This is a genomic window from Roseibium sp. SCP15, from assembly GCF_040329435.1.
GTDB lineage: Bacteria > Pseudomonadota > Alphaproteobacteria > Rhizobiales > Stappiaceae > Roseibium.
The window spans coordinates 939,519-953,732 of the sequence record NZ_JBDZYI010000001.1; the positions used below are offsets into that span (position 1 = coordinate 939,519).

The window sequence follows — 14,214 nt, forward strand, 5'->3', positions numbered from 1 at the left end:
GTACTTCCGAGGAGAACTTCGTGGCCCTAGGACAACTCAGACAAGCAAACCGGATGGCCGAACTGAATTCGGTCTTTGGCAAGGATGAGCTTTCGTTGGTCACAGTGGAATGCGACGAAGGTTTGAGCGATGATTTTGAAATCCGTCTCGAAGTCGTCAGTCAGCAGGAAGACCTGGATTTCGATCGTGCGATTGCCACCCATATGACGGTGAAGGTGGCGACCAACAAGGGAGATACCCGCTACTTCGACGGATTGTTGACCGATGCCAGGTGGATGGGACACCGCGGCGCTTACTACGTCTACAAGCTGACCTTGCGTCCATGGTTCTGGTTGCTGACGAAAAACGCCAACTGCAGAATTTTCAAAGACAAGTCCGCGCCAGACATTATCTCGGAAGTTCTGGGCGCGCACGACTTTGCCGATCACCGCAAGAAACTCACGGAAAGCTACGATCCGATTCACTATTGCGTGCAGTACAGGGAGTCGGACTACGACTTTTGCCGGCGCCTGATGGAAGAATTCGGGATCTCGTATTTCTTTGAGCACAAGGACGGCAAACACACGATGATCCTTGCGGACGCCAAGTCGTCCTACAGTGCGATAGAAGGCGATCCATCAATTCCGTTCATCCCGATCGGAGGTGAGAGCCAGAGGGACGAGGAGCATCTTTACCACTGGATACCGAGCCGCAAGTTTCGCACCGGCAAGTTTGCAGTCAACGACTATGACTTTGAGAAGCCGAGCGCGTCTCTGGAGGCTGACAAGGATGCCGGATCTGCATACAGGGCAGGGTCGTTGGAGCACTATGACTATCCAGGCCGGTATACGGAAAAAGACAAGGGAACAAAGTACAGCAACATCCGCCTGGAGGCGGAACAAGCTGCCGACAGACGTGTCGAAACTGCTGGCGAAGTTCCAAGACTTTATGCAGGTGGCCTGTTCACGCTGAAAGACCATCCCCATGGCCCGCAAAACAAGGAACATCTTGTTGTAAGGGCAAGCCATCAGATCATCGCCGAACAGTACAGGACCGGAAGCGGCGGCGCACAGGGCGAAGCCTATACCGGAACCTATGATGTCCTTTCAGTCGACATCCCGTTCAGGACACCTGCGACCACGAGGAAACCTTATATTCCCGGTCCGCAAACGGCGAAAGTCGTTGGCCAGGGAGAGATCGATGTCGACGAGTATGGTCAGATCATGGTCGAATTTCACTGGGACCGAGACAAGACCCAGTCCCGGCGTGTGCGGGTCGCTCAGGTCTGGTCGGGCAAGAACTGGGGCGGGGTCTATATCCCGCGTGTCGGACAGGAAGTGATTGTTCAGTTCCTGGAAGGTGATCCGGACCAGCCGATTGTGATCGGCACAGTCTACAATGCAGAAAACATGCCGCCTTACTCTCTTCCCGGAGACAAAAACAAAGCCGGTATAAAGTCCGACTCGACGGTTGGCGGTGGCGGGTACAACGAGTTTGTCCTTGATGACTCGAAAGGTCAGGAACAGATCGGAATTCATGCTCAAAAGGACATGGATACGGTCATCGAAAACAACGAAACGCTTCACGTCAAGAACTGCCGGGATACCAAAATCGACGTCGATCGAACTGAAAAAGTCGGCATGAATACGACAGAGCAAATCGGCATGAACTGGAAGGTGACCGCGGGAACCAAGATCGAGTTCATTTGCGGCGCCAGCAAGATCGTCATGACACCATATTCGATCAAGATTTCTTCGCCGATGATTGACGTCGTTGCCTCGGGTAAACTGACGGCCAAAGGTACAATGACCGATGTGAAAGGCAGTGCACTTTTGAAATTGAGCGGTGGACTTGTTCTGATCAACTGACGAGGAAGTAGAGCGTAAGTGAAGGCTAGGGAATGAATCTGATGGGATCTCGTATCCGCTTTACCAAGGCAATACAGGTATTTGAAGCCTACCCGGACCTGAATGAATCGGTTCATGCGCCGTCAGCGCTGGTCGGCCCGGAAGATTATGTCGTGGAGCTGCAAAAGAGTGATGCCCCGCTAATGGCGCTCGACTATTTCGCGCACGCGCTCCCGAAGCGTGAAGCCGTCTGGTGGGGAATGAAATGTGTTTCCGGGCTGGACCGGAATCAGAGCGAAAACGACAAGGAACTTCTCGCTCTTACCGAGAATTGGGTGCGGGAAGGAGATGAAGAGGCCCGTGCAAAGGTGCATGCGGCTGCGGAGGAAACCAGTGCAGACAGCGCTTCAGTTTGGATCGGCCGGGCAGCAGGCTGGTCGGGCGGATCTTTGTCGCCCCTTCCGGAGCAAAGAGTTGAGATGCCGGAAGGCTTGACAGCGAAAGCCGTGAATGCAGCCATTTTGATCGCTCTTGGCGCCCTCATGCCGGAAGAACGCGACAAGGCTCTCGGTGATTGCCTTTCGGCAGGTTTGTCCTTCGCTGGAGGCGGAAATATGCCGTCTGTCAGTGTTGCTGGACAGCCTTCGGCTCAGTCCTAGATATTTGGGGGGGAACTGCGGGAATGCGCATCACACTCCAGATAGAAAACGTGGACCGGTTAGAGACTGGTGGTCAGGTGTCTTACAGCTGCACCGACCGGGGTTTCGATATTGGCCGACATGAACATCTCGACTGGAGTTTACCGGACCCTCAAAGAATTATCTCCGGCAAGCATTGCGAGATCCGCTTCGAAGACGGTCAGTTTGTCCTTTACGACATTTCGACAAACGGCACTTTTTTGAACGGCAGTCCAAACCGCCTGGACAGAGCGCACGTGTTGAGGTCAGGCGACCGGATCATGATCGGTGACTATGTCATCGCAGTTTCCCTGGAAGTGGAGGAAAACGCTGGTGCTGGCTCAATCGGTCATCATGCCACTTCACATCAGTCCCAGTCTCAACCTTGGGATAGTCCTGCGGCCGTAGCTCCGGCACCGCCTATGCAATCGTCCTGGCCCGAACCGCCCTCAGCGGGCTCACCAAGCGAAGGAAATCCCTGGGGGGCACCTTCCGTCGGCATGGAAGGGCGCCATGCGCCACCTTCAGCTACGCCAGGTGTCGGCACTCCGGCTGATGATGTCTGGGGCTCTCAGGGACACGGCTGGGGTCATTCTGACCCTGCGCTTTACGATCCACAATCTCCCTCGGCCGCTGGCAACGCTCCGCGACCTGCTCAGGCTGATCCCCTCGATCACCTTGCTCAGCAACCGCACCTGCAAGAACCAGCTGCCGTAGTGGATAGACCATCGCCTCAGCGCTCGGGTGCGGTGTCCGCAGATCAACCGGCTTCTGATGTCAATATCGGTGGAGCCAACGCACCTGAACCCCTGTTCAAGATGCCGGACCTGGCGGGCGAGCCTTCCGAGAGCAAAGAGGTCTTGGTCGATGTCGTGAACGCAGAGCCGCCGTCTCGCGAAGTCGCATCACCGTTTCCGGAAGCCCCCGACTGGTCGCGCCCCGAGAACGTTGAGCAATCTCCTGAAGACGAACCATCTGCAGCACATACTGAAGAAGCAGGTGTGTCACAAAGCGCTTCCGCAATGCCGCCAGTCTCAGTCGTGCCAGAGAAAAATTCGCAACCGAATGCTGAAGACGAAACGCCGAACGAGCGTGTTTCTGCGGGTAATGTCGACATCCTGAAGGCATTCGCGGAAGGAGCCGGAATACCGGTCAGTGTCCTTGATGGAAGAGAGCCTGAGGAATTTGCGCGTGAGCTTGGCGGCATACTTCAGGAGATGACGTCGGATCTGATGGGTCTCCTGCAGGCGCGCAGTCAGGTCAAGGCAATGACGCGCAACGCCAACCGCACGCTGATCAGCCGAAGCGGCAACAATGCTTTGAAGTTCTCGCCAACACCTCAAATGGCTCTCCAGACCATGTTGGGGCAGAACGCGGAAGAAAACGGTTACCTGCCGTTGGCAAAGGCAATGACGCTGGCCTTCAAGGACATACAGAAACATCACGTGTGGACCTACGCAGCCATGCAGAAGGCAGCAGCACGGTTCGACGCGACACTGTCGCCCAGTGCAATCGAAGGTGAGGGCCAGATTTCGAAAAGTGCGTTCGGCAACCAGAAGGCAAAGCTCTGGGACCGGATGCAGGAGCGCTGGACATCTCTGTCGGGGGCCTATGACGACGGGTTGGTCGGCGTATTCACTCAGTATTTTACCGAAAGCTATGAGGAATTGAGCAGCGACGGCGCGGAATTGACCGGCGGTGAGATTGAATAAGGAAGTTTGAACTGAAATCGCGCGAAAGCGCGTCATGAATGAGGAGCAGTGCCTTTATGTCGTGGTATAGCAAGGTTGCATGGACCGAAGGCCTGTTTTTGCGGCCGCATCATCTTCAGCAGAGTGACCGGTATGTGGAACACCTGCTGGATGAGAGAGTGCGATTTGCTTCTCCTTATCCCTGGGGTTTTTCCGACATCGAAATTGATCAGGATGTCGGCCAGCAATGCCGGTTTGCGCTTCGCCACGGCCGGGGGATCTTTCCGGATGGAACGGCGTTCAATTTCCCGGCGGATGGTACACCGCCGCCTGCAATCGATGTTCCCGAAGACGCGGCCGGGCAGATCGTCTGGCTTGGCATTCCCGAGACTACGGTCAATGCTGTGGAAGTAGCCAACGGTCGAGATGATGCGGCTACCCGATATGTTCAGGGGAGGGAAACGATCATCGATTCCACGTCTGCGATAAGACAGGAAGAGGAAATCGATGTTGCACATCCGCGTTTGACCTATTCCATTCGTTCGACGCCGCATCCCGGTCAGGTGTGTCTGCCGGTTGCCCGAATTACTGAAATAAAGGATCGCATCGTCATAACCGACGGAACCTTCGCGCCGCCGGTGCTTGCGTGTCACGTCCATCCCGTTGTGACAGGATGGATTGATTCCGTGATTGGCTGGGTTGAGCGCAAGCTGAGCGAACTCGCGCGCTACGCCGCGGACACATCGGCGGGTGGTGGGTTGCAGAATTTCGACTACCTGACCCTGCAGATGTTGAACCGGATTCATCCTCAACTGATGCATTTGCGGAAGTCGGGATATGTGCATCCGGAGAGGCTTTACTCAGAGTTTCTTCAGCTTGCCGGAGAGCTCGCGACATTTGCAACGGAAGAGCGCCGCGCCAGAAATTATCCGATCTACGATCACGACAAGCTGCATGAGGTTTTCAAACCGGTTCTGGCCGACATCCAGGCATTCCTTTCCGCTGGCTATGATCGCAGGGCAATTCGCCTGCCGCTCGAACAGCTCGCGCCGAATGCATTCAAGTCGACGATCGTGGACCGCAACCTGTTTACACAAGCAAGTTTCGTTCTCGAGGTCGCAGCCCGGCGTCCGCTTACCGAAATTCAGAACGAGTTTCCACGGCTGTTCAAGGTCGGGCCGTTCGGCCAGATGCGCCAGATCGTTTATTCGAATCTGCCCGGAATTCCCTTGATCCATATGCCGGTTCCGCCTGCGCAAATTCGTGCGTTGACTGACCGGGTCTATTTCAGATTGGACAAGACAACGCCACTGTGGCGTGAGTTCAGTCAGGACTCTGCCGTCGGATTGCAGTTTTCCGGGAACTGGCCCGACCTGCAGCTCGAGTTTTATGCCATTCGGGAGGGGCGCTGATGTCGGACAACGACGATCCCTTTGGTGTCTCCAAGCGAAAGGGCAAGACAATCGTCCGACCCAACCCTGGTGGGCGGTGGAGCGAGACTCAGCCGGCAGATGCGCCTCAACCTCCACAGCAAACTCCAGTTCCGCCCGCTCAATCCACTCCTGGAAACGTGCCTCCCGGACAACCTTCTGCCCCGGCATCCTCGCCGGATCCCTGGCAACGTGGCAACGCGGGACAGGATCCATATGCTCCGACCCCGACGGGTTACGAGTACGGGCAGCAAAAAGCGCCGGACTTGAGAACACCTCCGGAGAGTGGACAGCAAGAACCTCCGCCAGCGGCACCGGGGAACGCCGGTCAATTGGCGCAAACTCCGGATATCAACCAGATCCGTGTCGCAAACAGAAATCCCGTCTCCCGTGCAGCAGCACCGCTTCTCCTTCTGCTTGGAAGATTGCATCTGACCATGACGGATGCGCAGTTCGATGCTCTGATGCGAGACGTCTACAACGCCATCAAGACCTTCGAAAAGGAGTTGCGCAGCGCCGGAATCACTGATGACCAGATCCGCTCTGCTGCCTATGCCTTGTGCGCAACCTCGGATGACATTGTTCAAAACCTGCCGTCGGCCGGGCGTCATCAGTGGACACAGTATTCGATGCTGACGCAGTTTTTCGGTCAGGCAACTGGAGGCGTCGAGTTTTTCCAGTTGCTGGAAAAGGCAAAGCAGGATCCGGGAAGGAATTACGGCGTCCTGGAAGTCATGCATGCCTGTCTGTCTCTGGGCTTCTACGGCAAGTACAGGGCCATTCAGGGAGGGCAACAGGGACTGGAAAGGGAACGCCGGGACCTTCATGAAATCCTGCGACGTGTCCGTCCCCGCCCCGGAGATGACCTGTCACCGCATTGGCGCGGCCTTGAACTGCTGCAGAAACGGACGCGATTTTCCGTTCCGGTCTGGTCAGTGGCTGCTGTCGCGGCTGCTCTGTTGCTTGGCGGTTATGTGACCTTGATGCTGCTGCTTGCAAGCGGCAGCGAGGTTGTCGCCAGCCGGGCCACCGCGCTCTATCCCACGGGGCCGGTCGAACTGGCCCGTGAAGGCTATCAACCAAAGCCACCCCCGCCATTGCCACCTGCTGATGATGCTCCGATCGATACGCTTTCAGCGCAGCTCGCGGGCCTGGAGGGTCTGGAGATTGCGCAGGCTGGTCCGGCAATCATGTTGCGCATGCGGGCGCAGTTTGATGTAGCGGCCGCAACGCTGCGTCCCGAATTCCAGTTGCTGGTGGAACAAGTCGGCAAGACACTTGATGAAGTCGATGGTGAAATACTCATTGTCGGTCACACCGACAGCGACCCGATCCGCAACAATCCGCGATTTCCTTCGAATTGGCATCTTTCCGTTGAACGGGCGAAATCTGTGGCTGCAGTGATGCAGTCCACCTTGCAGGCACCTGATCGCGTTCAGGTCGAGGGGCGGGGAGCGGACGAACCGATTGCTCCCAATACAAATCGGGAGGGCAAAGCGCTCAATCGTCGTGTGGAAGTCTTTTTGAAACCGCCGCCCAAGGGGCTGGTGATCGATAATTGAACCAATTCCGGGGCAACCGAGGAACAAGGCAACATCCATGAAATTCTGGCTCGGAAATACGGCGGTTCTGATAGGCATTCTTGCCCTGGCTGCATTGATATGGTTCGGAGGACCATTCCTTGCGATTGCCGGTGTGCGCCCATTTGAACCCTTGTGGGTGCGTTTGCTTCTGGTCCTGCTCATTGTCATCACAATCGGTGGATGGACCGCCTACCGGATTTACAAACGAATTGCCGCCAACCGTGCGTTGGAGCGCGAAATTCTGGAACCCAAGGCAAGTGAGGAAGACCTTCAGATCCTGTCTGAACGCATGAAGGACGCGCTGAAGACGCTCAAGACCGCAAGTGGCAATACAAGAACCTATCTCTATGATCTGCCCTGGTACCTGATGATCGGTCCTCCAGGGGCCGGCAAAACGACAGCCTTGATGCATTCCGGTCTGAAGTTCGCAAATGCCAGAGGCAAAGGCGAAGCACAGAAGCTGGAAGGCCTTGGCGGAACACGATACTGCGATTGGTGGTTTGCCGAAAATGCTGTTCTGATCGATACGGCCGGACGTTACACCACTCAGGATTCCGACCAGGAACACGATCGCGAAGCCTGGCTTGGTTTTCTCAACATTCTTCGAAAGGCTCGCCCGCGCCAGCCGGTCAATGGTGTGATGGTCTCAATCAGTCTGGAAGATCTGATGACGCTGTCTGATGCGGAGCTGAAACAGCACACAGACGCCATTCGGTCACGTCTGATTGAGCTCTACAAGACGCTGAAAATCGATTTCCCGGTTTATGTCATCTTCACCAAGGCAGACACGGTCGCCGGATTTATGGAGTTTTTCGGGTCTTATCCGGAAAGCCGTCGGAATCTCGTCTGGGGAGCTACCTTCCAGACACGGGAAAAGACCAAAAACATGGTCGCCGACACGCCTGCGGAATTCGACCTTCTGGTCGAGCGGTTGAACGAGGAATTGGCGGACAGGCTTCAAGAAGAGCCTGACCCAAGAGCGCGTTTGATGCTGTTCGGATTTCCGACCCAGATTGCGGCGTTGAAGGACCGGGTCTCGGGGTTTTTGAATGCGGTCTTCGAGCCAAGCAGGTATTACCCAAACGCCGTTCTTCGCGGGTTCTACTTTACCTCAGGCACGCAGACCGGAACCGCAATCGACCGGGTGATCGGCTCAATGAGCCAGGCATTTGGGACCGCCTATCAGGCAGCGGCCTTGTCGGGTCAGGGCAAGAGCTATTTCCTTCGAGACTTGTTGAACAAGGTGATCATCGGCGAAGCCGGTTGGGTAACGCACAACCGTCAGGCGGTGCGAATGGCGACGGCCGCGCGAGTTGCGGCATATGCGGCGATTGTGCTGATCACTGTTGGTCTCGGCAGCCTTTGGGGGATCAGTTATCTCAATAACCGGGCCCTAATAGACGAAACCGCGAAAGCTGTCGCTTCTGTCAGTGCCGAAGGTGAAGGTGTTCTGGATCAAAGGATCGTGCGCGATGATAGCCTGCGCGATACGGCGTACATTCTGTCTCTCTTGCGGGGACTGCCGGCCGGTTACGATAGTCGGAACGATCCGACGCCCTTGATGGAACAGTTCGGTCTCAGCCAAAGAGAACGGTTGGAAGCAGCGGGCATCACTTCCTATCGAAGCGGACTGGAACGGTTGTTGCGCCCGCGCCTGCTGCTCAGGATCGAAGAGCAGATGACCGAAGTTCTGGACAACCGGACGGGGCCGGGCGGTCAGGATGTCGATACCCTCTACAACCTCGCCAAGCTTTACAGAATGGTCGCCGGAGATGCGCCCGAAATCGATAAGGATCAGATCAGGAATTCGTTCCGGGCAGACTTTTTGCAAAGTTTCCCGAGCGCTCAGGGGGAAGTGCTGCGAAATGAACTGAATACCCATGTATCGGCCATGTTGGACATGGATTTCGGCGGCAATGTCCTGACCGATCAGTTGGATGGAGTGCTTGTTGCTGAAGTCCAGCGGGAACTTGCCCGGGTTAGCCTGGCCGAGAGAGGTTATGCGCTGCTGAAGTCTCGGGCGAAGGGCCTCGCAAGTGAGGACTGGATAGCTGAACAACGCGGTGGGCCGGACATGGAGACCGTGTTTGAAACCGAAAATGGCGATACGCTCGATACGGTCGTGGTCGACAAGTTTTTTACATATCCCGGTTTCCACTTGTCCGTTCTTCCCAACCTTGCCGGAATTCGTGAAGAGCTTGAACGCGATCAATGGGTGTTCGGAGACATAGGTCAGGCAGATGCCTTTGCCGATCAGTATCAGTCGCTTCCTGCGGAAATTCTGACGCTCTACACGAGAGATTTCATTGCGGCATGGGAGCAGGCACTTGGAAATCTGAAATTCAAGTCGATGCGCAATGACAAGCCGCTTTACACCACATTGCAGGCCGTTTCAGCGCCGACGTCACCGGTTGTGCAACTTCTTGAAAGTATTCGCGGTGAGACACTTCTGACACAAGATGTGTCTGCTGAAGGGCTCGCCGGTTCTCTTTCCGGGACCAGTGCCAAGGACGCCGGCACGGAAGCTGCCCAAAAGGTCTTTCAAAGATATGTGCTGGATACCTCCGGTGGCCTGAAGCGGATCGGATTGGAGGCGGGGCTTAAGGCCCTTGCGCCCGATGGTGTATCAGGTGCGTTGGGAGCTGCGACAGGGACAGGTGGGCCAGGCATCATTCCCGGTAAGTCGATCGAAGACCACTTTCGGCCCTATCACGTGCTGGTGGAGGGCGAGAACAGTCGCAAGATCGATGCCTTGTTACTCAACTTCAAGAACATCCTGGACAACCTTCTGATTGTCGCCAACAACCCGCTGCAAAGCGAGACCGCCAACTCGAACGTGCAGATCCAGGCATCGCTTCTGAGAAGCAACGCAACCCGTTTCCCGCAGCCGTTTGACAAGCTGTTGCTGCGAGCATCCAAGGAGTTCGACGAGGAGTACAAGGAAACCTCGATTACTCAACTCAACGAAAAACTGAAGTCGCAAGTCGTTGATGCATGTCGGAGCATCGTTGGCCGGAATTATCCGTTTACGAATGGCCGGTCCGAAGTTGCGATGACTGAATTCGCAAAGCTGTTTTCGCCCACGGGCATCATGCAACAGTTCTTCGATCAGAACCTGAAGGGATTGGTTGATACGTCGACCAGGCCCTGGAGCTGGAAACCCGAAGTCACGCAGGCGGATCGCCTTTCAAACGCGACATTGAGACAGTTTGAAAGAGCGGATCTGATCAAGCAGGCGTTCTTTCCAACTGGAAATGCGTTTCCTTCAATAGGATTGCAGGTCGTACCGCGGGCGTTGTCGCAACAGGCGGATGCGGCCAGTCTCGAGGTGAATGGCAATCTGGTGCTTGTCACCCGTGGCCCCGGGTTCAATGCAGAGATCGAGCCGCTTCCTGCGAGTTTCGATTGGCCGAGCAACACAGCAACGCCACGCGTCGTGTTGGTGATACAGCCCGAAGTGCCCGGTTATCGTTCCCGGCAGGAAATTCACGGAGACTGGGCGTTTTATCGGTTCGTGCGCGCGAACAGGGTCAGTTCCGGTCAGAACAAGTTTGTCGTCCGCAAGACTTTGGGAGGGCGGCAGGTCGCATTCACGGTGACGCTTCGTACCAAGCCCAATCCGTTCTTCCTGTCCGCGGTCGGCGACTTCAGCTGTCCAACGAGTTTTTGACATGACTGCCGGATACTTTGGCAAATTGCCGGCGCGCTCAGATTTTGTGACCAAGGGGTGCCCGGCTGGTTTTTTGAAAGCGTGGGAACCGTTCCTGATGGAGGGGCTCGCTCGCTCTCGGTTCGATCTGAAAGACGCCTGGCAGGAGGCATACATGACCATGCCCGTCTGGAGGTTCTGGTTTTCATCTCCTGAACCCGGTGGATCTTTTAAAGAAAGAGTGACCGGTGCCCTGATGCCGTGCGTGGACAAGGTAGGCCGCGAGTTTCCCCTGACAATTGTTGTACAATTGGCAGGAAACGGAGACGAGTGTGTTGCACCGGAAGAATGGTATTCCAGCGCCGAGGCCATTCTCCTGCATACATTGGAAGAAGGCGTCGACCTTTCCGACTTTCAAAATTTGGTGGCAGGACTTGCGCGTCCTGAAGCTGCCGTACCCCTCATGAATTCACGACAGTCGACTGAACTTAGTGCCAGGCCGGACGAGGTGCATGTTTTGCGATCCGTCTTCTGGTGCAAGTCGGCCGATGTTCAATTCGCATTTGAGTGCTCAGGTCTGCCTCATGCGGAGGAGTTTCAATGGTTGTTGTTGCCTGAACATCATCCAGAAAACAGCAGCCAATCAGAGGCGGCAGGAATCCACGACGGGCAATTTCAGTCGGAGGACCATCGGACATGAACCAGACGGCGAGTGAATTGCTTCGTGGGTATGCCGTGGGGCTCACCCATGTCGGAAGGGTGCGCGAGGAGAACCAGGATGCTTATTTTGTCGATGAGAGCAAAGGTGTCTTCGCGGTCATGGATGGGGCAGGTGGGATGAAAGATGGGGCACTTGCCTCCGGTCTGGTCAAAAATGCCCTCAATACGATCCATGTCCCCAGAAGCGCCGAAGACCTTCTTGAGCAGTTCGAAGGTCGGGTTATCCTTGCCAAGGAGCAGATCGAGCACGCATCGCAGCAAGCCAATGGCGCAGCCATGGGAACGACCATTGCCGCACTTCTGACATTTGGCGGCAATTTTGCCTGTTTGTGGGCAGGGGACAGCCGCGTTTATCGCCTTCGCAACGGCCGACTTGAACAGTTGACGACAGACCACACGGAAGCACAGGAACTTGTGGACCAGAACGTTCTGACGATCGAAGAAGCAAGAAACTACGCGCGCCGCCATGTCATCACTCGGGCCATTGGATCAGGCATTGACCTGGAGCTGGAACTGGTGTCAGGCAATCTGCGTTCAGGCGATCGCTTTCTGTTGTGTTCCGATGGTCTGACGGGGCACTTGGACGATGCAACGATAGGAACGTTCCTGATGACTGCCGCGCCAAATTCGAGTGCCAGAGACTTGTTGAATGGCGCGCTGGAGTGCGGTGGGTCGGATAACGTAACCGTGGTCATTGTCGATATCGATGGTGTCGGTTCAGGAGAAGGAGCCATTCTTCGATGAATGTTTCAGACCATCTCCTTCCTCCCGGTACGCGTCTGAACAATCTGTACGAGATCGTTGAGCATATCGCCGACGGTGGCATTGGTACGGTGTACAGAGCCAGGGATATTGAGAGCGGAGATCCGGTTGCGATCAAGGTGCTGCTTGCCACCTTCGCCAGGGACGCAATGATCTTGGACCTGTTCAAGCGCGAAGCCAAGATCTTGCGAAAGCTGAAACACGATGCCTTGACGCAGTACTTTGTTTTCGCGAAGGAACCGGACCTGGGCATCTATTACCTGGCGATGGAGTTCGTTGAAGGTCCGTCGCTCAGTACGCGACTTGAATCAGGCCCGCTGGAACCAGAAGCGGTTTATCGGCTTCTCAAGCGCCTTGCCTCCGCCTTGCAGGCTGTCCACGACAGGGAAGTAATTCACCGCGATCTGTCGCCGGACAACATCATTCTCCAGAACGGAGACGTCGGTCAGGCGAAGATCATCGATTTTGGCATTTCCCGAGCGAATACGGGTGGGCCGACGATTATCGGAGACGGTTTTGCCGGCAAGGTGAACTACGTCTCTCCTGAACAGGTCGGAATATTCGACGGCAAGGTGACGCAGCGAAGCGATGTCTATTCGCTTGGTCTGGTCATTGCGGAAGCCCTGACAGGCAAGCAGATCGATATGGGGGGATCGCAGGCACAGATCGTTGAAAAGCGACGCATGATTCCGCCCTTGGAAGGAATAGACAATCGGTTTCGCCCGCTTCTTGAGGCGATGTTGCAGCCGGATCCCGCCAACCGTCCCTCATCCATGTCCGCAGTCGCTGAGTGGACACTTGGTGCGCCCATGAGCAGCGGCATTACGGATCGGACGATCATCAAAGCCCCATTGCCGATGCAGGAAGATAGGGAGACTGAACTGGAGAGACCTCCTGTCAGATGGGGGCGCCGAATTCTCGTCGCCGCCTCGCTGCTGGGGTTTGCCGGGCTGGGCGCTGGAGGAGTTTATTTCCTGGCGGATCAGACCGTGCCGCAACAGGATTCAAAACCTGTATTGGTTGCAGAGCCACGTGAAAACGCACCTTCTGCACCGGAAATATCGGCCAAAGAGGAGCAGGCTCAGGAGGGGGGAGGTACTAGCGAACCGGTGATCACCTCACCGACACCTCCAAAAACTGAGAAGCCTGAAGAAGATACACAGCTTGCCGCGAAGGGTGATCAGGCAGAAACAGAACTCGCTGCTGTCACCCCCAACGAAATCAAGGTGGAAGAGCCGCTTTCCCCGGAAGATCGAATTCGAAAGTTCATCAGTAGCTATCAGGCAGGAGACTGCATGTATCTTCAGCCGATCGAGATTGCGAGTCGCTCGGCCGAAATCGAGGGTTTTGCCTCAAGGACGCCCCCCTTTATCGCGTTCGATAGTGACTTCACGCAGTCACAAGGCTTCGAAGCCAAAATTCAGGTCAACCTGGTAAGCGATGCCCAGTGCCCGGCAATCGCCTTTTTGCGTGCAACACCGCAGGGAAGCGGCAAAACCAAGTTACAGTTGGATATGCAGCGCACCGTTGTTCCGAATGGCAGCAACATGGCCGGCCGAATTTCGGGCTTCAAACCGAAGGCAGGCGAGCTCGGTCTGCTGTTTGTCGGTAGCAAGGGAGAGGTTGTGAACCTGTCTCCCTTCCTCCAAACCGATAACGGCGGAGCGGGGTTTGTCGTGCCCTTGAACCTGACAACGCCAGTAGAAGAAACCGGTCTCGTCATCGCTTTGGTTGGGCCGGATATGCCTTCGCAGATTGCCGCGAGGAAGGAAAAACAGGCAAAAACTTTCTTCGGTGACTTGATGCAGAGCGCAACAGTCTTGCGAGCAACCGCGACGACAGTCAAAGTAACCCCTTGAACATCTTGAGTTCCGAA

The 14,214-nt window shown here is 55.8% G+C and carries 9 protein-coding genes; all 9 read left to right on the plus strand.

Annotated elements, in window-relative coordinates; genetic code table 11:
* Positions 1-20 precede the first annotated feature (20 nt).
* The 9 genes from ABLO27_RS04225 to ABLO27_RS04265 are packed head-to-tail and all read left to right on the plus strand — an operon-like array spanning position 21 to position 14,197.
* On the plus strand, positions 21-1,847 hold the full coding sequence (locus ABLO27_RS04225; protein WP_353030685.1) for a type VI secretion system Vgr family protein: 1,827 nt from the start codon (positions 21-23) through the stop codon (positions 1,845-1,847).
* Positions 1,848-1,888: 41 nt separating this feature from the next.
* Positions 1,889-2,485, plus strand: coding sequence for a DUF6931 family protein (locus ABLO27_RS04230; protein WP_353030687.1), 597 nt, complete (start codon positions 1,889-1,891; stop codon positions 2,483-2,485).
* 23 nt (positions 2,486-2,508) lie between these two features.
* Entirely contained in the window at positions 2,509-4,215 is a 1,707-nt protein-coding gene (gene tagH / locus ABLO27_RS04235; RefSeq protein ID WP_353030689.1) for a type VI secretion system-associated FHA domain protein TagH, read from the plus strand.
* A 56-nt stretch (positions 4,216-4,271) separates the two neighbouring features.
* The gene (tssK, locus tag ABLO27_RS04240) at positions 4,272-5,606 is read left to right on the plus strand and encodes a type VI secretion system baseplate subunit TssK (protein WP_353030691.1); all 1,335 of its coding nucleotides are present in this window, start codon (positions 4,272-4,274) and stop codon (positions 5,604-5,606) included.
* Positions 5,606-7,186 (plus strand): type IVB secretion system protein IcmH/DotU, encoded by a 1,581-nt coding sequence (gene icmH, locus ABLO27_RS04245; RefSeq protein ID WP_353030693.1) that lies wholly within the window; start codon positions 5,606-5,608, stop codon positions 7,184-7,186. The genes tssK and icmH overlap by 1 nt, the downstream gene beginning before the upstream one ends.
* A 37-nt stretch (positions 7,187-7,223) precedes the next feature.
* Positions 7,224-10,877: a type VI secretion system membrane subunit TssM gene (gene tssM, locus ABLO27_RS04250; protein WP_353030695.1), complete on the plus strand. Its 3,654-nt coding sequence runs from the start codon at positions 7,224-7,226 to the stop codon at positions 10,875-10,877.
* A 1-nt stretch (position 10,878) separates the two neighbouring features.
* Complete coding sequence (gene tagF, locus ABLO27_RS04255) at positions 10,879-11,556, plus strand: type VI secretion system-associated protein TagF (RefSeq protein WP_353030697.1); 678 nt, start codon at positions 10,879-10,881, stop codon at positions 11,554-11,556.
* On the plus strand, positions 11,553-12,320 hold the full coding sequence (locus ABLO27_RS04260) for a PP2C family protein-serine/threonine phosphatase (protein WP_353030698.1): 768 nt from the start codon (positions 11,553-11,555) through the stop codon (positions 12,318-12,320). The genes tagF and ABLO27_RS04260 overlap by 4 nt, the downstream gene beginning before the upstream one ends.
* Positions 12,317-14,197, plus strand: coding sequence for a serine/threonine protein kinase (locus tag ABLO27_RS04265; protein ID WP_353030700.1), 1,881 nt, complete (start codon positions 12,317-12,319; stop codon positions 14,195-14,197). Before ABLO27_RS04260 ends, ABLO27_RS04265 begins: the two co-directional genes overlap by 4 nt.
* Positions 14,198-14,214 lie beyond the last annotated feature (17 nt).